General features: G+C 65.9%; 23 protein-coding genes. 16 read left to right on the top strand and 7 right to left on the bottom strand.

Going from position 1 to position 21,835, the window contains the following annotated elements:
- Nucleotides 1–21: 21 nt before the first annotated feature.
- The 14 genes from HCU76_RS08355 (at nt 22) to dhaK (ending at nt 12,760) form a co-directional block, all read left to right on the top strand.
- Complete coding sequence (locus tag HCU76_RS08355) at nt 22–210, top strand: type II toxin-antitoxin system CcdA family antitoxin (RefSeq protein ID WP_213955673.1); 189 nt, start codon at nt 22–24, stop codon at nt 208–210.
- Entirely contained in the window at nt 207–1,040 is an 834-nt protein-coding gene (locus HCU76_RS08360) for a thymidylate synthase (RefSeq protein ID WP_218508997.1), read from the top strand. Before HCU76_RS08355 ends, HCU76_RS08360 begins: the two co-directional genes overlap by 4 nt.
- A gap of 8 nt (nt 1,041–1,048) precedes the next feature.
- Nucleotides 1,049–1,552 (top strand): dihydrofolate reductase, encoded by a 504-nt coding sequence (locus HCU76_RS08365; RefSeq protein WP_218508998.1) that lies wholly within the window; start codon nt 1,049–1,051, stop codon nt 1,550–1,552.
- A complete protein-coding gene (locus tag HCU76_RS08370; protein WP_218508999.1) occupies nt 1,549–2,583 on the top strand; it encodes a nitronate monooxygenase family protein in 1,035 nt (344 codons plus the stop codon). The genes HCU76_RS08365 and HCU76_RS08370 overlap by 4 nt, the downstream gene beginning before the upstream one ends.
- Nucleotides 2,580–3,665: an App1 family protein gene (locus HCU76_RS08375; protein WP_218509000.1), complete on the top strand. Its 1,086-nt coding sequence runs from the start codon at nt 2,580–2,582 to the stop codon at nt 3,663–3,665. Before HCU76_RS08370 ends, HCU76_RS08375 begins: the two co-directional genes overlap by 4 nt.
- A 127-nt stretch (nt 3,666–3,792) precedes the next feature.
- The gene (locus HCU76_RS08380) at nt 3,793–4,824 is read left to right on the top strand and encodes a LacI family DNA-binding transcriptional regulator (RefSeq protein WP_218509001.1); all 1,032 of its coding nucleotides are present in this window, start codon (nt 3,793–3,795) and stop codon (nt 4,822–4,824) included.
- A gap of 56 nt (nt 4,825–4,880) precedes the next feature.
- A complete protein-coding gene (locus HCU76_RS08385) occupies nt 4,881–6,221 on the top strand; it encodes an ABC transporter substrate-binding protein (RefSeq protein WP_256354081.1) in 1,341 nt (446 codons plus the stop codon).
- Nucleotides 6,222–6,257: 36 nt separating this feature from the next.
- Entirely contained in the window at nt 6,258–7,217 is a 960-nt protein-coding gene (locus tag HCU76_RS08390; protein ID WP_218509082.1) for a carbohydrate ABC transporter permease, read from the top strand.
- Nucleotides 7,218–7,227: 10 nt separating this feature from the next.
- The gene (locus tag HCU76_RS08395) at nt 7,228–8,184 is read left to right on the top strand and encodes a carbohydrate ABC transporter permease (protein WP_213955667.1); all 957 of its coding nucleotides are present in this window, start codon (nt 7,228–7,230) and stop codon (nt 8,182–8,184) included.
- A 289-nt stretch (nt 8,185–8,473) separates the two neighbouring features.
- Complete coding sequence (locus HCU76_RS08400; RefSeq protein ID WP_218509002.1) at nt 8,474–8,683, top strand: hypothetical protein; 210 nt, start codon at nt 8,474–8,476, stop codon at nt 8,681–8,683.
- 248 nt (nt 8,684–8,931) lie between these two features.
- A complete protein-coding gene (locus HCU76_RS08405) occupies nt 8,932–10,056 on the top strand; it encodes an ABC transporter ATP-binding protein (protein ID WP_218509003.1) in 1,125 nt (374 codons plus the stop codon).
- Nucleotides 10,049–11,077 (top strand): ABC transporter ATP-binding protein, encoded by a 1,029-nt coding sequence (locus HCU76_RS08410; RefSeq protein ID WP_213955664.1) that lies wholly within the window; start codon nt 10,049–10,051, stop codon nt 11,075–11,077. Before HCU76_RS08405 ends, HCU76_RS08410 begins: the two co-directional genes overlap by 8 nt.
- Before the next feature lie 38 nt (nt 11,078–11,115).
- Nucleotides 11,116–11,739 (top strand): dihydroxyacetone kinase subunit DhaL, encoded by a 624-nt coding sequence (dhaL, locus tag HCU76_RS08415; protein WP_213955663.1) that lies wholly within the window; start codon nt 11,116–11,118, stop codon nt 11,737–11,739.
- Between the two features lie 31 nt (nt 11,740–11,770).
- Nucleotides 11,771–12,760, top strand: coding sequence for a dihydroxyacetone kinase subunit DhaK (gene dhaK, locus HCU76_RS08420; RefSeq protein ID WP_213955662.1), 990 nt, complete (start codon nt 11,771–11,773; stop codon nt 12,758–12,760).
- A gap of 76 nt (nt 12,761–12,836) precedes the next feature.
- Here the strand turns inward: dhaK and HCU76_RS08425 are convergent, their stop codons facing one another.
- Complete coding sequence (locus HCU76_RS08425; protein WP_218509004.1) at nt 12,837–13,262, bottom strand: type II toxin-antitoxin system VapC family toxin; 426 nt, start codon at nt 13,260–13,262, stop codon at nt 12,837–12,839.
- Between the two features lie 6 nt (nt 13,263–13,268).
- Nucleotides 13,269–13,526 (bottom strand): type II toxin-antitoxin system Phd/YefM family antitoxin, encoded by a 258-nt coding sequence (locus HCU76_RS08430; RefSeq protein WP_218509005.1) that lies wholly within the window; start codon nt 13,524–13,526, stop codon nt 13,269–13,271.
- 103 nt (nt 13,527–13,629) lie between these two features.
- On the opposite strand from HCU76_RS08430, the gene HCU76_RS08435 reads away from it, so the two are divergent.
- On the top strand, nt 13,630–14,355 hold the full coding sequence (locus tag HCU76_RS08435) for an SOS response-associated peptidase (protein WP_213955659.1): 726 nt from the start codon (nt 13,630–13,632) through the stop codon (nt 14,353–14,355).
- Nucleotides 14,356–14,408: 53 nt separating this feature from the next.
- Here HCU76_RS08435 and HCU76_RS08440 read toward each other — a convergent pair whose 3' ends face one another.
- Complete coding sequence (locus tag HCU76_RS08440) at nt 14,409–15,887, bottom strand: coniferyl aldehyde dehydrogenase (RefSeq protein WP_218509006.1); 1,479 nt, start codon at nt 15,885–15,887, stop codon at nt 14,409–14,411.
- A gap of 351 nt (nt 15,888–16,238) precedes the next feature.
- Between HCU76_RS08440 and xth the strand changes: the two genes are divergently transcribed.
- Nucleotides 16,239–17,012 carry an exodeoxyribonuclease III gene (xth, locus tag HCU76_RS08445; protein WP_213955657.1) on the top strand — a complete coding sequence of 258 codons (774 nt, stop codon included), beginning with the start codon at nt 16,239–16,241 and terminating at the stop codon, nt 17,010–17,012.
- Between the two features lie 93 nt (nt 17,013–17,105).
- Here the strand turns inward: xth and ntrC are convergent, their stop codons facing one another.
- The 4 genes from ntrC to glnA all read right to left on the bottom strand — a co-directional run bounded on the left by ntrC (nt 17,106) and on the right by glnA (nt 21,806).
- Entirely contained in the window at nt 17,106–18,656 is a 1,551-nt protein-coding gene (gene ntrC / locus HCU76_RS08450; RefSeq protein ID WP_213955656.1) for a nitrogen regulation protein NR(I), read from the bottom strand.
- Between the two features lie 23 nt (nt 18,657–18,679).
- Entirely contained in the window at nt 18,680–19,756 is a 1,077-nt protein-coding gene (gene glnL / locus HCU76_RS08455) for a nitrogen regulation protein NR(II) (RefSeq protein ID WP_213955655.1), read from the bottom strand.
- Between the two features lie 5 nt (nt 19,757–19,761).
- On the bottom strand, nt 19,762–20,262 hold the full coding sequence (locus HCU76_RS08460; RefSeq protein WP_213955654.1) for a hypothetical protein: 501 nt from the start codon (nt 20,260–20,262) through the stop codon (nt 19,762–19,764).
- Between the two features lie 128 nt (nt 20,263–20,390).
- Nucleotides 20,391–21,806, bottom strand: a complete 1,416-nt coding sequence (gene glnA, locus HCU76_RS08465) for a type I glutamate--ammonia ligase (RefSeq protein WP_213955653.1) — start codon at nt 21,804–21,806, stop codon at nt 20,391–20,393.
- Between the last annotated feature and the right edge of the window lie 29 nt (nt 21,807–21,835).

A 21,835-nucleotide genomic window follows, 5' to 3' on the forward strand; every position in this document is an offset into this window, starting at 1 on the left:
CCGCCTGTATTCTTCGACCTCATGCACGACTTCGAAAACGCGCCGCACGAAGAGATCGAGCTCCAGCTCAACAGCAAGGTGCTCGAAATGGCCGAGCACCTTGGCCTGGATCTCTCCCGGACAGTCAACGATTTGCTGACCGCGGAAGTTGTCGCCATCCACAACGCCCGCACTTCCAGGGACGGGCGGCCACCCGCCCAACCGATATGACCCCCCGCCCCATCCGCTCCCAATACGAAGACTTCATGCGCCACGTCGACACGCACGGCGTGTTCAAGGCCGACCGCACCGGCACCGGCACCAGGAGCGTGTTCGGCTACCAGATGCGCTTCGACCTGAACGAAGGCTTCCCGCTGGTCACCACGAAAAAGGTGCACCTCAAGTCCATCATCCAGGAACTGCTGTGGTTCCTCACCGGCTCCAGCAACAACAACTGGCTGAAGGAGCGCGGCGTCACGATCTGGGACGAATGGGCGCGCGAGGACGGCGACCTGGGCCCGGTCTATGGCGTGCAATGGCGCAGCTGGCCCACGCCCGACGGCGGCCACATCGACCAGATCAGCGACGTCATCAAGACGCTCAGGAGCAACCCCGATTCGCGCCGCATCATCGTGAGCGCATGGAACGTGGCGGAGCTGTCGAAGATGGCGCTGATGCCCTGCCATGCCTTCTTCCAGTTCTACGTGGCGCCGCCGCAAGCCGAGGGCGAACGCGGCAAGCTGAGCTGCCAGCTCTACCAGCGCAGCGCCGACATCTTCCTCGGCGTGCCCTTCAACATCGCGAGCTACGCGCTGCTGACGCACATGGTGGCGCAGCAGTGCGACCTGGACGTGGGCGACTTCATCTGGACCGGCGGCGACTGCCACATCTACACCAACCATGCCGAGCAGGTCGCGCTGCAATTGGGCCGTACGCCGCACCCGTACCCCACGCTGCACATCAAGCGCAAGCCCGGGTCGATCTTCGATTACCAGTACGAGGACTTCGAGGTGCTGGACTACCAGCATCATGCGGCGATCAAGGCGCCGGTCGCGGTCTGAAGCGGGAGATGACGATGGCACGCGTGAACCTCCTCTACGCCCGCGCCGCCAACGGCGTGATCGGCTTCAACGGCACCATGCCCTGGCACCTGCCCGAGGACCTGGCGCACTTCAGGCGCACGACGATGGGTGCGCCGGTGATCATGGGGCGCAAGTCGTGGGACTCGGTGCCGCCCAGGTTCCGGCCGCTGCCGGGACGCGACAACATCGTGGTCACGCGCCAGCCCGACTGGAGCGCAGAAGGCGCGCAACGCGCGGCAAGCCTGCAGGAGGCGCTCGCGCTGTGCGAACAGAGCGAAGAGGTGTGGGTGATCGGCGGTGCGCAGATCTTTGCCGAGGCGGCGCCTTTCGCGCATCGCGCGATCGTGACCGAGATCGACCGCGATTTCGACGGCGATGTCCATGCGCCGCCGCTTGGCGCAGGCTGGCATGAAACGGCCCGTGAATCGCACGTCGCGGCCAACGGCTTGCCCTACAGTTTCGTGACGCTGCAAAGGAGCGAGGCACCATGAACATCCAGCAGTTGTTCGGCATCGAACTGCCGATCATCCAGGCGCCGATGGCCGGGGTGCAAACCAGCGCGATGGCCATTGCGGTATCGAACGCGGGCGGCCTTGGCTCGCTGCCCTGCGCGATGCTCACGCCCGATGGCCTGCGCACGGAACTGCGAGCCATCGCGGCGCAGACGACGCGGCCCTACAACGTCAACTTCTTCTGCCACCAACCCACCGAGCCCGACCCGGTGCGCGAGGCGAAATGGCGCGCGGCCCTCGCGCCGTACTACGCCGAGTTCGGCATCGACCCGGCCACGGTGCCTGCGGGTGGCGGTCGCGCACCCTTCTCGGCCGAGGTTGCCGGGCTGATCGCGGAGTTCAAGCCGCCCGTGCTGAGCTTTCATTTCGGACTGCCGCCGCCAGCGCTGCTTGCCCGTGTAAAGGGATGGGGCGCCAAGGTGATCTCCTCGGCCACGACGGTGGAGGAGGCGCGCTGGCTCGAAGCCCACGGCGTCGATGCCGTCATCGCGCAGGGCGTGGAAGCCGGTGGACATCGCGGCATCTTCCTCAGCGACGACCTCAGCACGCAACTCGGCACGATGGCGCTGCTGCCGCAGGTGGTGCGCGCGGTGAAGGTGCCCGTGATCGCAGCGGGCGGCATTGCCGACCGTGACGGCGTGGTCGCGGCGCTGGCGCTGGGCGCGGCCGGCGTGCAGCTCGGCACCTCGTTCATGCTGTGCGCGGAGGCGACCATCAGCCCGATGCACCGGGCCGCACTGCAAAGCCGGCGCGCCGAGCACACCACGCTCACCAACGTGTTCACCGGCCGGCCCGCACGCGGCATGTACAACCGGCTCATGAAGGAACTGGGTGCGCTGAGCGACGCCGCGCCCGCCTTCCCCTTCGCGACCGCCGCGCTGGCGCCGCTGAAGGCCGCCGCCGAAAAACTGGGACATGACGATTTCTCCACGCTGTGGTCGGGCCAGAACGCCACCGGCTGCCGCGCGATCCCCGCAGCCGACTTGCTGCGCTCGCTCGTGCCTGCATGAACTTATCGGTCGCGCACGGCGTACACGCCCTGCTGCTGCCCTTCTGGCTGGCCGTGGCGCTGTCGCCTGCGCTGCATGCCGAGCCGCTTCGCGCCAAGGACCAGGTGCTCTTCATGCCCGGCGTCGCGCGGGTCGTGGAAGGCGGCCAGCTTGAAATCGACGTGCATGCGTGGCTCTACGAGAAGGAGCGAATGCACGGCGTGAACAGCCTTCTGTCGCGCTACCTGAAGATCGACGTGCAGCGGCTCTCGCGGGCGGCCCGCACGCGCTTCGACCAGCGCACCGGCCTGTTCCACACCGAGTCGAGCGACGAGCGGGTGATCGACATCGTCGTGGACGCCACCGGGCTGCAGATCGCGCTGCCGCCAACCGCCGACAACGGCCGCACCAACATGCGGCTGTTGATCGATGCGCCCTCTCCGCGCCCGGACGAAGATGTGGTGCGGTTCCATGCCTTGACGGCGCCCGGCGATACGCGGCGTTTCAACGGCCAGGCGATCGTGGTGCCGCCCGTCGGGCTGTCGGTGGTCTCGGACATCGACGACACCATCAAGCACACCCACGTTCGCAACACGCACGAGATGATGTTGAACACCTTCACGCGGCGCTTCGATCCGGTGCCGGGCATGGCGCAGATGTACCGCACGCTCGCGGGCGAACCCGGCACGCGCTTTCACTATGTCTCTGCCAGCCCGATCCAGCTCTTCCCGCCGCTGGCCGAGTTCCTGCGCGCCGGCGACTTCCCCGTGGGCAGCGTGCACTTGCGCGAAAGCACCACCTGGCGATCGCTGCTGCCAGGCAAAGGGACTTCGCGCGCGCACAAGCTCGCAGTGATCGAGCAGCTGATGGCGGATTTTCCGCAGCGACGCTTCCTGCTGGTGGGCGATTCGGGCGAGGCGGACCCTGAGATCTATGCCGAGCTCGCGCGAAAGCATCCAGCCCTCGTCGAGGCCATCGTGATCCGCGACGTGACGCAGGAAGGGCGCGAGTCACCGCGCTATTTCGCTACCTTCGACGGCGTGGATCCGGCGCGCTGGCATGTGCTGGTCGACGGCGACGCCTGGCCCGTTCCGGCGCGCTGAGGCGCCGCCCCTCTTCTCCTTGCATCCCTGGCCGCTGGCGTGCACCGGCATCGGCCAATGCTCCAAAACCCTGATTGATTTATTTATTGATGTTAATAGCATCACCAAACCAAATACGACATCAAGCATGTCCGCCACCCCCACCATTGCCGACATCGCCCGCATCGCCGGCGTGGGGACGGCCACGGTAGACCGGGTCCTGAACCGCAGGCCCGGCGTCAATGCCGAAACGGTGCAACGCGTGATGCAGGTGGTCGAGGAAGTCGGCGCGCCGCAGCAACCCGGGCGGCCTCGCAAGGGCGCCAACGCCCGCTTCGCCTTCGTGCTGCCGGCCGACGAATCGCCGTTCGTCGACCTGGTCGAGCGCCAGATCGCACAGGCGGCCGGCGACTTCCGGCATGCGCACATCACCGAAATCACCCACCGCATCGAAACCACCGACCCCGTCCGCTTTGCCGAGGAACTGGCCCAGGTCGGCGACTGCGAAGGCATCGCGCTGATGGCGCCGGACCTCCCGCCCATCAAGCGCGCCATCAACGAGCTGGTGCGTGCAGGCGTGCATGTCGTCACGCTGTTCTCCGACGTGGCCGGCTCGATGCGCGAGACCTGCATCGGCGCCGACAACCGCGCCGCCGGGCGCACGGCCGGGCTGCTGCTCGGCCGCATGGCTTGCGGCGCCCGGCGCGACACGCTGCTGCTGTCGTCGCAGGCCACGCGGCTCAGCTCCGAGATCGAGCGGCGCATCGGCTTCGCGCAGGCCGTCGAGGAGCGTTTCCCCACGCTGAAGCTGCAGCGCACGCCCGACCTTCCGGCCGACAACGATGGCGCCTGCGAGGCGCTGCTGCAGACCCTGCGCGGCGACATCGACCCCGCGCGCGTGGCCGGCATCTACAACGTCGGCTCCGGCAGCGCCGGCGTCGCCCGCGCGCTGGGCGAATCGGGCCTGTTGCCGCAGGCCGGCGCGATCGCCCACGACTTCACCGACGAGCACGGATCGCTGCTGTCGGCGAACGCGCTCAGCTACGTCCTGCACCAGGACATTCATTACTGCGTATTGACGGCGGCGCGCGTGTTGCGCGCGCTGTGCGAGAACGTCCGCGGCGCACTCAACGTGGTGCAGCCGCGCATCGAGATCCTGACGGCCGAGAACCTGCATTAGGTGCTCGACAGCCGGGTATGTGTCCTTGAAACCCCTTGTTTTTCTGGAGACTGCTCATGAAATCGATCTCGAAGATGCTGCCGGGGGTGCTCGCCCTGGCCACTGCTGCCGTTCTCGGCCTCACCAGCGCCAACGTACAGGCGCAGGACAAGACCATCACGCTCTGCTGGGCCGCATGGGACCCGGCCAATGCGCTGGTCGAACTGTCGAAGGACTTCACGGCCAAGAGCGGCGTGAAGATGAAGTTCGAGTTCGTGCCCTGGACCAACTTCGCCGACCGCATGCTCAACGAGCTCAACTCCAAGGGCAAGCTGTGCGACCTGATCATCGGCGACAGCCAGTGGATCGGCGGCGCGGCCGAGCAGGGCCACTACGTCAAGCTCAATGACTTCTTTGCCAAGGAAGGCATCAAGATGACCGACTTCGCGCCCGCCACCGTGGTGGGCTACGCGGAGTGGCCGAAAAACACGCCCAACTATTGGGCCCTGCCCGCGATGGCCGACGCGGTGGGCTGGACCTATCGCAAGGACTGGTTCGCCAAGCCCGAGATCCAGGCCGAGTTCAAGGGCAAGTACAAGCGCGACCTCGCACCACCCAAGACCTGGACCGAGTTCAAGGAAGTCTCCGAATTCTTCCAGGGCCGCATGATCGACGGCAAGAAGGTCTACGGCGCCTACATCTTCACCGAGCGCGGCTCCGAAGGCATCACGATGGGCGTGACCAACGTGCTCTACCCGATGGGCTTCAAATACGAAGACCCGAAGAAGCCGTATTCGATGCAAGGCTTCGTCAACTCGCCAGACGCGGTGCGCGGCCTCGAGTTCTACAAGGCCATCTACAAGGGCAGCACGCCGCCCGGCCTGACCAATGCGTACATGGGCGAAGGGCTGGATGCCTTCAAGTCCGGCCAGGTCGCGATGATGATGAACTGGTTCGCCTTCTTCCCCGGCCTCTACAAGGACCCGAACGTCGGTGGCGACAAGATCGGCTTCTTCACCAACCCGTCGGACAAGGGCAAGGGCGTGCAGTTGGGCGGCCAAGGCATCTCGGTGGTGTCGTACTCGGCGAACAAGAACGAATCGCTGCAGTACATCAAGTGGTTCGCGAGCCCCGAGGTGCAGAAGAAGTGGCAGGCCATCGGCGGCTCGTCGGCGGCCAAGGCCGTGCTGGACGACCCGGCCTACCCGAAGAGCTCGCCCTTCGCGCAGGCTTTCCTCGACTCGATGGGCATGGTGGTCGACTTCTGGGCCGAGCCTTCCTACGCGCAACTGTTGCTCGCCATGCAGAAGCGCGTGCATGACTACGTCGTGGCCGACAAGGGCACCGCCAAGGAAGCACTGGACGCGCTGGTCGTTGACTGGACCAAGGTGTTCAAGGACGATGGCAAGGCGAAGTAAGAAGGCGTGAAGACCGTGAGCGCCATTCGTCCACCGATGCCGAGCCCCTCCGCCAAAGGAATCGTCGCCCGGGCCGCCGAAGCCACGCCACCGGCGGCGGCGATGCGCATGCGCGGCCTGTCCGACCGGGCGATCGCGTGGCTCTTTGTCGGGCCGACGATGGTGCTCCTGCTCGCGATCAACATCTTCCCGTTGATCTGGACGATCAAGCTGTCCTTCACCAACTACCGGGCCAACCGGCCCAACGCCAATGTGCTGGACGTCGGCATCGACAACTACGTGTCGGTGCTCACCGATCCGGACATCTGGCTGGCGATGCAGGCCACGGCGCACTTCCTGTTCTGGACCATCTTCCTGCAGATGGTGATCGGCTTCGCGCTGGCCTATCTCATCGACCGCAAGTTCCGCGGGCACGGCTTCTGGACGACGATGATCCTGATCCCGATGATGCTGTCGCCGGCCGTGGTGGGCAACTTCTGGGCCTTCCTCTATCAGCCGCAGATCGGGTTGTTCAACTACGCGGTGTCGTTCCTGACGGGCGTGCCGGCGTCGTCGTTCGAGATGATCGGGTCGGTCAAGCTGGCGCCGTGGGCGATCATCATCGTGGACACCTGGATGTGGACGCCTTACGTGATGCTGATCTGCCTGGCCGGCCTGCGCTCCATACCCGACTACATCTACGAGGCGGCCGAGGTCGACCGGGCCTCGAAGTGGCGGCAGTTCTGGTCGATCACGCTGCCGATGGTGCTGCCCTTCATCATGCTCGCGGTGCTGTTCCGCGGCATCGAGAACTTCAAGATGTTCGACATGGTGAACCTGCTGACGTCCGGCGGGCCGGGGTCCGCGACCGAACTGGCGTCGATCACGCTGAAGCGCGAGGCATTCGAGAAGTGGAGGACCGGCTATTCGTCGGCCTTCGCGATCATCCTTTTCGTGTCGGTGTTCGGCTTGGCCAACATCTACGTGAAGGCACTCAATCACGTGAAGAACCGCTGATGAGGACGACATGAGCCAAGGCATCAGCACCGCGCATTCCGTCGTCGAGCCGAGTTCGCGCACGCGCTGGTTCGCCGGGTCGGTGGTCGTGCTCTATGCATTGATCACGATGATCCCGCTGGTATGGATCATCCTCACCGGCTTCAAGACGCCGCCGGACTCCATCAGCTATCCGCCGAAGATCGTGTTCACACCGTCGCCGCAGGGCTACTGCAACCTGTTCACGACGCGCTCGCGCCAGACACCCGAATACGTCGCCGCGCTTCCGCCCGCGACCGACACCTGCGACAAGGTCGCGCGTGCCGACAACATGGTGATCGCGGGGCCGTCGAACTACATCCCCCGCTTCATCAACTCGCTGATCATCGCCTTCGGCTCGACCGTGCTGTCGGTCGGCTTCGGCGTGATGGCGGCCTATGCCTTCTCGCGCTTCAAGGTTCCGCTGAAGGATGACCTGCTGTTCTTCATCCTGTCGACGCGGATGATGCCGCCGATCGCGGTCGCGATCCCGATCTACCTGATGTACCGTGAACTCGGCCTGTCGGACACGCGTCTCGGAATGATCCTGCTCTACAGCGCGGTGAACGTGTCGCTCGCGGTGTGGCTGCTCAAGGGCTTCATCGACGAGATTCCGCGCGAGTACGAGGAGGCGGCGATGGTCGACGGCTACACGCGGCTGCAAGCTTTTCGCAAGGTGGTGCTGCCGCAGGCGACCACCGGCATCGTGGCGACCTCGATCTTCTGCCTGATCTTCGCGTGGAACGAATACGCGTTCGCCGTGCTGCTGACCTCCGGCACGGCGCAGACGGCGCCGCCGTTCATCCCGATCATCATCGGCGAAGGCGGGCAGGACTGGCCTGCAGTCGCAGCGGGGACGACGCTGTTCCTGATACCGATCCTGGTCTTCACGATCCTGCTGCGCAAGCACCTGCTGCGCGGTATCACGTTTGGAGCGGTGCGGAAATGACGTTCGCCCTGAAACTGCCCCGGCGCTCGCGACGTACTCTGACCGCCGGGTTTGCGGCCGGGGCACGGGATCACGCCGACGGCGTACTCTGCTCCGCGAATGTCCCCCGCCGTCAGCCTTCGGCTGCCGGCTCCTCCTTTATTTCGCTGCGCAGAGCACACCATCGACGTGATCCAGATGCGCAGTGGCTGATCGGCCGGCACAACACAACCTGCCCTCGGCCCGTGCGCCCAATCGAGCTTCAAGCGGCGCGAGCGGCGCGAGCGGCGCGCAGTCATGGAAAACTGGAATGACGAATACGACAACGCCCCTGCACCGCCAACGCCGCTGGCCACGCTGGCTGCGACGTGGCCCCATGGAGATCGTCGCCTGCGTCGTCATCACGGCCGGGCTGGTGATGATGCTGCAGCCATTGGCGATGGTGCTCTACACGTGGTCGTTCGTGACGACGCTGTTCGGCACCTTGCTGTTCATGGTCGTGTCGAAGTTTCCCGAATGAGCGAACCGAAATGACATGCGCTCGACCCTTGCCGAGTTTTCCGCCCGCCGGGTTTGCGGATAGCGGACGCCGGAAACACAGACCGTCCCACGTGTCGAGGGTGCTGGGTGTTCCCCGCAGCGAAATAAAGGAGGAGGCCGAAGGCCGGGGGACATTCGCGGAGGGGAATACCCAGCGGCCTCGGCACGCGCCCAAGCCCGTAATTCATGCGATGAAGCGCCCGGCACGCCACGCGACGGAAATGTGACATGGCCGACATCCGCGTCCACCACCTCCACAAGGCCTTCGCCGACTTCACCGCGGTCAAGGATTCCACCTTCACCGTGCACGACGGCGAGTTCTTCTGCCTGCTCGGCCCCTCGGGCTGCGGCAAGACGACCACTCTGCGCATGATCGCGGGGCTCGAACTGCCGACCTCCGGACAGATCTTCCTCGGCGACGAGGACGTGAGCTTCAAGCGCGCATCGGCGCGCGACATCGCCTTCGTGTTCCAGATGTTCGCGCTCTATCCGCACATGAACGTGCGGCGCAACATCGCCTTTCCGCTGGTGTCGCAGGGCATGCCGCGCAAGCAGGTCGACCAGGCGGTGGAACAGGCCGCGCGCACGCTGCGCATCACGCACCTGCTCGACAAGCCGGTGTCGGGCCTCTCCAGCGGCGACCGCCAGCGCGTAGCGCTCGGCCGCGCGATCGTGCGGCAGCCGCTGGCCTTTCTCATGGACGAGCCGCTCGGCGCGCTCGATGCCGAATTCCGCGAGGTCATGTGCCAGGAACTGCGCGCGCTGCACGACCGCCTGCATGCCACCACCGTCTACGTCACGCACGACCAGATGGAAGCGATGGCCATGGCCGATGTCATCGCGATCATGAACGAGGGCGTGATCGAGCAGCTCGGCGCACCGCTGGAGGTGTACGAGCGGCCGGCCAGCGTGTTCGTCGCCGACTTCATCGGCGCGCCGTCGATGAACTTCCTGCCCTTCGAAGCGGCGATGGCCAGCGGCGACGACGCCATCCAGATCGGCCCCGCGAAGCTCATCGTGCCGGCCGCGCGCGAGGACGTGTCGGCGCGCCACCTGCTGTGCGGCGTGCGGCCCGAGCATGTGCGCTTCCACGACGATTCCATGCTGCGCGCCGAAGTGCTCGGTACCGAGTACCTTGGCACCAGTACCGTCGTCACGCTGGCCACCGCGCAGGGCGCAACGGTGCGGGCCAAGGTCGACGTCACGAGCCCCGCGCGGCGCGGCGACCACGTCGGCCTGGCTTTCGATTCACGCGCAGTGTCGCTTTTCGACGCCGCATCCGGCCGCGCGCTGCGCACCGCGCGCGACGACCAGCCGCACGCCGTGCGTCGCCAGGGAGCACGCCATGGCTGAGCTGCGACTCACCAACGTCGGCAAGCGTTTCGGCGCGATCCAGGCGGTCGATGGACTGAACCTCGACATCCCGAGCGGCGAATTCTTCGTGCTGCTCGGCCCGAGCGGCGCCGGCAAGACCACCACCTTGCGGCTCGTCGCGGGCCTGGAGCAGCCGGACGCAGGCAAGGTCTGCATCGCCGGACGCGAGGTGACCGCGCTGGCCCCGGCCCTGCGCGACGTCGCCTTCGTGTTCCAGCAGTACTCCCTCTATCCGCACCTGAGCGTCTTCGACAACCTCGCCTTTCCCCTGCGTTCGCCTTTGCGCCCGACGCCCGAGGCAGAGGTCCGCCGCAAGGTCGAGGAGGTCGCGCACATGCTGCGCATCCACGACAAGCTGAGGAACCCCGCGACCAAGCTGTCCGGCGGCCAGATGCAACGCGTCGCCATCGGCCGCGCGCTGGTGCGCAGCCCGTCGCTCTACCTCATGGACGAGCCGCTGTCTTCGCTCGATGCCAAGCTGCGCAACGACCTGCGCCTCGAACTCAAGCGCATCCAGCAGGACCTCGGCGCGACCATGCTCTACGTCACGCACGACCAGATCGAAGCGATGACCATGGCCACGCGCATCGGCGTGCTCGATGCGGGCAAGCTGGTCCAGGTCGGCACGCCGCAGCAGATCTACGAAGACCCGCGCAGCAGCCACGTCGCGGCGCGGCTCGGCTCGCCGCGCATCAACCTCTTTCCACGCGCGCTGGTGCCGGCTGTCGCGGGGCCACGGCAGGCGGTCACGGTCGGCGTGCGGGCGGAGCATCTGCGAATCCATCGCGATGCGGCGGACACGGCCCACCGCGGCGCCCGCGTCAAGCGCATCGAGCGGCTGAGCGACCAGCACCTCGTGCACGTCGGCCTCGACGACAGCGACCAGGAACTGATCGTCTCCGCGCCCGGCGGCGAGCGCTTCGAGCCCGACGATGCGGTGCGCGTCGAACTGATGCGCCCACTGTGGTTCGACGCCGAGGGCCAGCGCATCGCCGCATGAGTGAATGACTGCATGAATCACCAACAGGGAAGAACGACATGACCGATCAGATCGACCTCATCCGCAACGCCACGCAAACGCTCATCGACCACGTCGACGAACTCACCGCGCTGGACCAGGCCATCGGCGACGGCGACCACGGCCTCAACATGCGGCGCGGCGCGCTCGCGATCCAGGGCAAGCTCGACGACATGGCCGGCCAGTCGCTCAATGACGCGCTGCGCACCATGGGCATGACCTGCATGTCGACCATCGGCGGCTCCTCGGGCCCGGTGTTCGGCACGCTGATGGTCACGCTCGGCAAGGAGCTGCCGGACCCGCCGACTGCCGCCGCGCTGGCCAGCGCCGTCGACGCCGGCATCAAGGCGCTGACACGGCTCGGCAAGGCGGAGGTCGGCCAGAAGACGCTGCTCGACGTGCTCGACCCGGTGCAGAAGGTGCTGGCCTCGGGCGGTGACAACCTCGCCGCGCGCGTGCGCGAGTGCGCCTTTGCCAGCGCCGAAGCCACGGCCGCGATGGACGCCATCAAGGGCCGCGCCTCCTTCCTCGGCGACCGGGCGCTGGGCCATGTGGACCCGGGTTCGCGTTCGATGGCATTGATCATCGGTGCGATCTGTGACAGCCTTTCCTCGCCCTCGCCAACGTCTTCCCTTTCCGCCTGAATCGCCTGACTCGCCAGAAAGCCACCGCCCCATGAAGAAGCTCATCAACGACGTCGACAACATCCTGACCGAATCCCTTGACGGCTTCGCCGCCGCACATGCCGACATCGTGACGCTTGGCGAGGGCGGCCTGTTCGTGCGGCGCAAGACGCCCAAGCCCGGCAAGGTGGCGCTGATCTCCGGCGGCGGCTCGGGCCATGAGCCCTTGCACGCCGGCTTCATCGGCCACGGCATGCTCGACGCGGCCTGCCCCGGCCAGGTCTTCACCTCCCCCACGCCGGACCAGATGCTGGCCGCGGCGCAGGCCGTGAACACCGGCGCGGGCGTGCTGTTCATCGTCAAGAACTATTCCGGCGACATGATGAACTTCCAGATGGCCGCCGAGATGGTCGATTGCGAAAACGAGACCGTCATCGTCAACGACGACGTGGCGGTGGAGAACTCCACCTACACGACCGGACGACGTGGCGTGGCCGGCACGCTCATCGTCGAGAAGATCATCGGCGCGGCGGCCGAGCGCGGCGACTCGCTCGCGCAACTGAAGGCGCTTGGCGATGCGGTCAACAAAGCTACCGCCTCGATGGGCGTGGCGCTCACCTCCTGCACCGTGCCGGCCGCAGGCAAGCCGACCTTCCAGATCGGGCCGGACGAGATGGAGATGGGCGTCGGCATCCATGGCGAGCCGGGCCGGCGCCGCGTCAAGCTCGCGTCGGCGGACGACATCGCGGCGGAGCTGACCGGCGCGATCCTCAAGGACCTGTCATTGAAGGCCGGACAGGAGGTGATCCTGCTGGTGAACGGCTTCGGTGGTACGCCGCTGATGGAGCTGTACCTGATGGTCAACTCGGTGCGCAAGATCCTCGATGGGCACGGGTTGAAGGTGGCGCGCTTCCTGACCGGGCCGTACGTGACCTCGCTGGAGATGGCGGGTTGCTCGGTGACGGTGACGGCCGTCGATGCGGCCACGCTGGCGCTGTGGGACGCGCCGGTGCATACGCCGGCCTTACGCTGGGGCGTCTGATCGCAAGCTGGCCCTCAGGCCGCTGCGACGCGCGGGGGCCGAATCAACGATTCGATGTGCTCGCTGCGGGAACGCTCTACCGCGTGGACCGACCCGCAGTTGTCGCGAAAGGATTGAATACTTCGACGCCAAGCGCCTTGAAATCCGCGACATTCCGCGTCGCAACCGTGAGCCCATGGACTCGCGCCGTCGCGGCGATCATGGCGTCTTCATAAAGCGTGTCGGACTTCCTGTGCATCAGTCGCGCCCAGTTCCGGAATGCCGGCACATCCATTGGCAAGACGTTGTAGGCCGCGGACAGCATCTCGAGCCATGCCTCGATTTCGTCGGCCTTTTCCGTGTCCTGCTCCCGCGTCAACTCGATGCCTGCCTGGATCTCGCCCAGGGTCACGGCTGAAAGGAAAAGCTGCGCGTCATCCATCGATTCGATCCAGGCAACCACAGCGCCGTGAGGTCGAGGCTTTCGGAGTTCGGAGACGACGTTGGTATCGAGCAGGTACATGCGGCGTTACCGGATCGGCGCCACGTTGCGGCGCCTTGCGCTTCCTCGGGCCGGAACCATCATGTCTGCGCGCGCCGTGTCCGACAGCAGCAGTTGCTTCAGCGAAGGGCGTGCAGCGGACTGCAGGCGCCGCCACTCTTGCACGGGCACCAGCACTGCGGCCTCGGTACCTCGCCGTGTCACCATCTGCGGCCCCTCCGAGAGGCACGCCTCCAGGAACTCGCTAAACCTTGCCTTCGCATCCTGAACGGGCCATGTGTGCATCACAACTCCTACAGACTAGTTATCTGACTAGTCTGTCAAGGTTTCAGTCGCTTGTCAAACGCCGGGGCTTGGCGCCTGCATTGCCCCGACAATCGCGAGTCTCATGTGCACCCGCTACACCCCGCCCGACTGGGCCGCCATCGAGCGCGAGTGGCTCATCGGCGCCCGCAACCAACCACCGTGGCCGGCCGAGATATTCCCGCGCTCGCCTGGTCCTTTCATCCGCCGCACACGCGACGAGGTCGACTACGCACGCCAACTGGTCGTGGGCCAGTGGGGCCTGATCCCCTGGTTCGCGACCGAGGCCAAGCTGAAGTTCCCCACCAGCAACGCGCGCTCTGAAGAACTCTCCGCCAAGGCCAGCTACAAGCAGCCGTGGGCCCGCGGCCAGCGGTGCATCATCCCGGCCGCCACCTTCGACGAGCCCAACTGGGAAACCGGCAAGAACGTCTGGTGGACCTTCAGCCGCGCCGACGGTGCGCCATGGGGCCTTGCCGGCCTGTGGAACCTCTGGACCGACAAGCTCACCGGCGAGGTGCACGAGAGCTACACCATGCTCACCATCAACGCGGACGCGCATCCGTTGATGAACCGCATGCACAAGCCCGACCCGAAACTCGGCGCCGACCAGCAGGACAAGCGCAGCGTGATCCCGATCGAGCGCGGCGATGTCGACCAATGGCTGGCCGGCACCGTGAAGGAAGCGACCGAACTGCTGCGCCTCGCGCCAGTGGACATGTTTGTCGGCGCGCCCTCCGTCGCAGCGGCGCCACCGCCGAAAAAGCCGAAGACGCCACCGGCCCCACCGCAACAGGCCGGGCTCTGGTGAGGCGCTGAGCCACGTCCGCCCCTCGGGGCGCAGCAGGAAGATAGACGTGTAGATCAGTGCGCCCCGGTCGAGCCGCCCAGGCTCGGATCGGCGCTGCCCAGGAAGTACTTCATCGTCAGGCGCTGCACGAAGTTGCCATACGGCGGATAGAACAGGTCGACCGGGAAGAAGCGATGGCGCTTGAACACCGTCTTCGCATGCGACAACTCGCGGAACCCCTCTTCGCCGTGGTAGTTGCCCATGCCCGAGTTGCCGATGCCGCCAAAGGGCGCGTCGTGGTTCACCACATGCCAGCCCCAGTCATTGACCGACACGCCGCCCGAGTGGGTGCGCGTGAGCACTTCGTCGCGCTCGGCGCCGTCGTAGCTGAAGCAATACAGCGCGAGCGGCCGTTCGCGGTCATTGATGTAGTTGATGGCCTCCTCCATCGTGTCGTAGGGCACCACGGGAAGCAGCGGGCCGAACAGTTCCTCCGTCATCACCAGCATGTCGGGCCGCAGGTTCGTGATGATCTGCAAGGGCAGCGAACGGTCGCTGCCGGTGGGCATCGGCCCACAGGACTCGATGTTCGCGCCCTTCTCGCGGGCATCGTCCAGCAGCTTGCCGATGCGCTTGAACTGGCGGTCGTCGACCACCGAGGTGAAGTCCGGGTTGCCCGTCGTCTTGCCCTTGAAGAAGGACTGGACCGTACGCCGCACGCCCGCGATGAACTCGTCGACGCTCTCACGCGGCACCAGCGCGTAGTCGGGCGCGACGCAGATCTGCCCGGCGTTGGTCGTCTTGCCGTGCGTGACGCGCTTGGCGGCATCGGCCACCGGATAGTTGCGCGTCACCAGCGCCGGCGACTTGCCGCCCAGTTCCAGCGTCACCGGCGTCAGGTTGGCCGCCGCGGCGCGCATCACGATCTTGCCGACCGCGGGCGAGCCGGTGAACACGATGTGGTTGAAAGGCAGCGTGGTGAAGACGCTCGGGTCGACCAGTTCCTCGCCGACCACGGCCACCAGGTCCTCCGGGAAGACCTCGGCCAGCATCTTGCGCAGCAGCGCATTGGTGGCCGGGGTCGCCTCGGGCATCTTGATCATCACGCGATTGCCCGCGGCCAGCGCCGCGATCGCCGGGCCGACCGACAGGTAGATCGGGAAATTCCACGGCGTGACCACGCCGACGACGCCCTTCGGCTGGTAGCGCACCGAGACGCTGTTGGTCAGGAACAGCAGCTCGGTGGAGCGGCGGCTCGGCTTCATCCAGCGCTTCAGGTGCGAAATGGCATGGCTGGCTTCCATCGTCGAGCCCAGCAGGTCGAGGATCTTCGATTCGGCGTGCGAGCGAAAGCCGAAGTCCTTGCTCATCGCGTCGGCCAGCACGTCCTGGTAGCGCTGCATCTGCGTCTTGAGCGCCTGCACGCGCCTCACGCGCTCGCTGCCCGAGGGATACGGCTCGGCCCGGTAGGCCGCCTGTTGCGCAGCGAAGAGCCGCGCGACGCGCTCGTTGGCCTCGAGCGCGGCGGGAGTCTGGAATGGAGCGTTGTTCATGGAGCGGTCTCCGGGGAAGGGCTTGCGCGCCGCATCGGATAGTTGGCGCGCCCGACATGGCGCCTCTGCATGGTCATCCAGATGGGTGGCTGGATTCCACTCCCGCATGGCCCGCGCCGGACCATGGCATCGCATGGTGCGTCCATGCGATCGATGCGTCAACCTGTTGGCTCCGGCCATGACCGTGGCGCCGGCGTGCTACACCGCACACATCCAGGTTGCGGCAGCCCCGGGCGGGGCACAATGGGCGGCGCGGCGCGCCAGCCTGCCGCCGGACGCACGGCCATCGGATGCCTGGCATCGGCAATCCGGCGCATCGTTGTCCAACATCAGATCCCCTTCATTCCACCCATGCGAATCGCCACCTGGAACGTCAACTCCCTCACCGCCCGCCTGCAGCATGTGCTCGACTGGCTGATCGCCAATCCGGTCGACGTGCTCTGCCTGCAGGAGCTGAAGATGACCGACGACAAGTTCCCGCTCGAAGTGCTCAAGTCGGCCGGCTACGAAGCCGCGGTGTTCGGCCAGAAGACCTACAACGGCGTCGCCATCCTGAGCCTGCAGCCGGTGCGCGACGTGGTGAAGAACATCAGCGGCTTCACGGACGAGCAATCGCGTGTGATCGCAGCCACCATCGACACGCCGGCGGGCGAGTTGCGGGTGGTCAACGGCTACTTCGTCAACGGCCAGGCGCCCGGCAGCGAGAAGTTCGAATACAAGATGAACTGGCTCAACGCGCTGCGCGAATGGTTGCGCCTGGAAATGATTGCGCACCCCCAGCTGGTGCTGCTCGGCGACTTCAACATCGTGCTGGAAGACCGCGACAGCTTCGACCCCATCGGCCTGGCCGAGACCATCCACCACACGACCGCCGAACGCGACCAGTTCAAGGCCTTGCTCGCGCTCGGCTTGACCGATGCGTTCCGCCTGTTCGACCAGCCCGAGAAGAGCTACTCATGGTGGGACTACCGCATGCTCGGCTACCAGAAGAACCGCGGCCTGCGCATCGACCACATCCTCGTCAGCGCGCCGCTCGTGCCGCTGGCCAAGAGCTGCGTGATCGACCGCGTGCCGCGCAAGTGGAAGACGCCAAGCGACCACGCGCCGGTGGTGCTGGAGATCTGACGGGCCGTTGAATACGGGATCGGACAGCCGGACGCATCCTCCGCGTCCTCCGCGTCCGGAACTCCGTATTCAACGGCCCTTGCAGCCCTCCAGCTACTCGATCCCCAGTTCCTGGATCTTCCGCGTGATCGTGTTGCGCCCGATGCCGAGCTTCTGCGCGGCCTCGATGCGGCGGCCGCGCGTGCTGGCCAGCGCGGTGAGGATCAGGCGCGACTCGAAGCGGCGCGACAGCGCATCCCACACATCGTGACGCCCCGCGGCGAGCAAGGCCTGGGCTTCGTGCTCCAGCCCGGTTTCCCAAGCCTCGACACTGCCGCCTGACGCAGGCACGGATTCGCCGCCCGCCGTGGATGCAGCAGCCGGCGCCACGGGCGACGCCGGTACCTCGGCCAAGGTCTCGTGCTCCGCGTGCACGCTCGCCGGCAGCAGCACCGATGGCGCCGGGGCGTGCGGCACCGGTCCTTCCACCGGCGCACCCGCGATCACTTCCGGTGGCAGGTCCTTCGGCTCGATCAATTGCGCAGGGGCCATCACCGTGAGCCAATGGCAGATGTTCTCTAGCTGCCGCACATTGCCCGGAAAGTTGAAAGTCGAGAGCTGCGCCAGCGCCGCGTCGGAGATCCGCTTGGGGTCCACGCCCAGCTGCTTGGCGCTCTGCTGTAGGAAGTGCCGCGTGAGCGAATACACGTCCTCACGCCGCTCGCGCAGCGCCGGCAGGCGCAGGCGAATCACGTTGAGCCGGTGGAACAAGTCCTCGCGAAAACTGCCCTGCTTGACGCGCTGCTCCAGGTCCTGGTGCGTGGCCGCGATCACGCGCACGTTCGCCTTCACCGCGTTGTGACCGCCCACGCGGTAGAAGTGCCCATCGCTCAGCACGCGCAGCAAGCGCGTCTGCAGGTCGAACGGCATGTCGCCGATTTCGTCGAGGAAGAGCGTGCCGCCATCGGCCTGCTCGAAGCGGCCGCGGCGCATCGTCTGCGCGCCGGTGAAGGCGCCGCGTTCGTGGCCGAACAGTTCGCTCTCCAGCAGGTCCTTCGGTATCGCCGCGGTGTTGATCGCCACGAACGGCCCATTCGTGCGCGGCGAGTGCTTGTGCAGCGCACGCGCCACCAGTTCCTTGCCCGAACCCGATTCGCCCGTGATCAACACCGTCACATTGCTTTGCGACAGCCGCCCGATCGCGCGGAACACGTCCTGCATGGCAGGCGCCTGGCCGAGCATCTCGGGCGCGGCCACCATGCGTTCCTCGGCCACTTCCTCGCGCTGGCTTTCATCGACCGCGCGGCGAATCAGTTCGACCGCGCGTGGCAGGTCGAAGGGCTTCGGCAGGTATTCGAAAGCGCCGCCCTGGAATGCCGAAACGGCGCTGTCCAGATCCGAGAACGCGGTCATGATGATGACCGGCAGGCCGGGGTGCGTGAGCTTGATCTTGTCGAGCAGTTCGAGCCCCGAGCCACCCGGCATGCGGATGTCGCTCACCAGGACCTGCGGGCCTTGCGACTCATCTTCATTGGCGGCTTCGAGCGCCGCAAGCACTTCGCGCGTGTTGGTGAAGCTGCGCGTCGGCATGTCTTCGCGCAGCAGCGCTTTCTCAAGCACAAAGCGTATCGATTGGTCGTCATCCACTATCCAGATCGGCTTCATGCAACTCCTGTTCGGCCTGGCTGCTAGGGCAGCGGTATCAATATCCTGAAATCGGTCCGGCCCGGGACGCTGTCGCACTCGATCACGCCGTGGTGTTGCTGCACAAAGGTTTGCGCCAGCGTCAGTCCCAGCCCTGTCCCGCCTTCCCTGCCCGACACCAGCGGGTAGAAGATGCGGTCCTTGATCGCGTCCGGCACGCCCGGTCCATTGTCAATGACATGCAATTCCAGTGCCAGTCGATACCACTGCTTGTTGAAGATGACCTGACGCGCCACACGCGTCTTGAAGGTGATCCGCGCATCGCCCGCGGCGCGCCGCTCGGCGAGCGCCTGCGCCGCGTTGTGAACGATGTTGAGCGTGGCCTGGATCAATTGCTCACGGTCGCCACGGAACTCCGGAATGGACGGATCGAAGTCGCGCTCGATGTGCAGGTCGCGCGGGAACTCCGCCAGGATCACCGAGCGCACGCGCTCGCACACCTCATGGATGTTGACGTCGCCCACCACGTGCGGCCGGCGGTGGGGCGCCAGCAGCCTGTCGACCAGCGTCTGCAGCCGATCCGCCTCGTGGATGATGACCTGCGTGTACTCGATGAGGTCGCGCGACTCCACCTCCATCTGCAGCAACTGCGCCGCGCCGCGGATGCCGCCGAGCGGGTTCTTGATCTCGTGCGCCAGGTTGCGGATCAACTCCTTGTTGGCCTGCGCCTGGTCGATCAGGCGCTCCTCGCGGTCCTGGCGCACCTGGTTCTCGATCGCCAGCATCTCGATGATCAACTCCCCCGTTTTCTCGGCACGGGAAAGCGTGACCTGCACCGGCATCAACTCATGGTTGACGCGCCGCAGGAAGGCCTCGTAGCGCAGGGTGGCGAATTCATGGGTGCAGGCGCCGTCGATGGCGGTGCGCAGCACCGCGGGTTCATGAAAGCAGGCGCCGAACTGCGAGCCCTCGAGCGTACGCCGCGAGGTGCCCAACGCATCTTCCAGGGCTGCATTGGCGAACAGGACCGAGCCATCCGGCTTCACCACGGCAATCATCGTGGCGAGCAGATCGAAGGACTGGAAACGCTTGGTGGTAGCCGCGGCCTTGCCGAAGGCCATGGCGATCACGGATTGGCCGGCGGCGGCAAGCGGCCGAGCTCGCGGCGGATGCCGGCGATGTCACTTTCGTTGCGGGCGATGTTGGCCTTCATTTCCGCCACGCGATCCAGGTATTTCTGGTAGTTGCGGGCCTCGCTGCCCTGCTTCTCGGGCTCGCCGTTGTTGTAATCCTTGAGCAGTTCGACCTGGCGCGCCTCGGCCTTCTTCAGCTCGGTCTGGAGCACCGTGCGCGCCTCGCCATCGCGCGCGCGCTGGTCCGCGGTTTCGACGCGCGGGCTGCCCGGCGGCGACTTCACCGCCCCGGCGCTGGACGACGCCGCTGCCGCCGGCCGCGCGCCCTGCACTACCGTGACATTGCCGCCCTCCATGACCTTGCAACCGCGCTTCTGCGCCTCGGTCGCGTTGTTCGTGTACTCGTTGCCGCAGCGGTAGACGCGCTCCTGGGCAAGCGCCGGCAAAGCGGCCAGGAGGACCAGGGGCAGTAACAGGATCGATGCAGGTTTCATGGTCATGTGGAAATGGCGCGACTGGGAAACATTTTCGTTGCAATTGGATGTGCTTGGCATTCGCATGTTCCCCGTCAACGAAAAAGGGCGGCCAAAGCCGCCCTTTTGTCACTGAAGAAGTTGTTCGCTCAGAGGGAATAGTACATGTCGAACTCGACCGGATGCGTCGCCATGCGGAAACGCGTGACTTCCTGCATCTTGAGGTCGATGTAGGCATCGATGTACGCATCGGTGAAAACGCCGCCCTTGGTCAGGAACGCGCGGTCCTTGTCCAGGTATTCCAGCGCCTGGTCCAGGCTGTGGCAGACGGTCGGGATCAGCGCGTCTTCTTCCGGCGGCAGGTGGTACAGGTCCTTGCTCGCGGCTTCGCCCGGATCGATCTTGTTCTCGACGCCGTCGAGGCCGGCCATCAGCAGCGCGGCAAAACCAAGGTACGGGTTCATCAGCGGATCGGGGAAGCGCGCCTCGACGCGGCGTCCCTTCGGGTTGGCCACGAACGGAATGCGGATCGAGGCCGAGCGGTTCTTGGCCGAGTAGGCCAGCTTCACCGGGGCTTCGTAGCCGGGCACGAGGCGCTTGTAGCTGTTGGTGCCGGGGTTCGTGATGGCGTTCAGGGCACGAGCGTGCTTGATGATGCCGCCGATGTAGTGCAGCGCGAATTCGCTGAGGCCGGCGTAGCCGTCGCCCGCGAACAGGTTCTTGCCGTCCTTCCAGACCGACTGGTGCACGTGCATGCCCGAGCCGTTGTCGCCGACGATCGGCTTCGGCATGAAGGTCGCGGTCTTGCCGTAGGCGTGGGCCACGTTGTGGATCACGTACTTCTGCAGCTGGACCCAGTCGGCGCGCTGGATCAGCGTGCTGAACTTGGTGCCCAGTTCCATCTGGCCGGCGTTGGCCACTTCATGGTGATGCACTTCGACCGGGATGCCGAGCGATTCGAGCACCAGGCACATTTCCGAGCGCATGTCCTGGAAGCTGTCGACCGGGGGCACCGGGAAGTAGCCGCCCTTGGTCGCGGGACGGTGGCCGGTGTTGCCGTGCTCGTATTCCTTGTCGGTATTCCACGAAGCTTCTTCGGAATCGATCTTCACGAAGCAGCCCGACATGTCGTTCTTCCAGCGCACGCCGTCGAACACGAAGAATTCCGGTTCCGGACCGAAGAAAGCCGTGTCGCCCAGGCCAGAAGCCTTCATGTAGGCCTCGGCACGCTTGGCCAGCGAACGCGGGTCGCGCTCGTAGGGCTTGCCGTCCGACGGGTCGATCACGTCGCAGGTCAGGATCAGCGTCGTTTCTTCGAAGAAGGGGTCGATATTGGCGGTGTTCGGGTCGGGCATGAGTTGCATGTCCGATGCTTCGATGCCCTTCCAGCCGGCGATCGAGGAGCCGTCGAAGGCGTGGCCGTCGGTGAACTTGCCTTCGTCGAAAGCCGAGACGGGCACGGTCACGTGCTGTTCCTTGCCACGGGTGTCGGTGAAACGGAAATCGACGAACTTGACCTCGTTTTCCTTCACGAGTTTGAGTACGTCGGCGACGGTCTTTGCCATCAAATTCTCCTTGCGATGGGGTGGTTAGA

Origin of the sequence: Variovorax sp. dw_308 (assembly GCF_019207085.1) — a bacterium.
Classification (GTDB): Bacteria; Pseudomonadota; Gammaproteobacteria; order Burkholderiales; family Burkholderiaceae_C; genus Variovorax.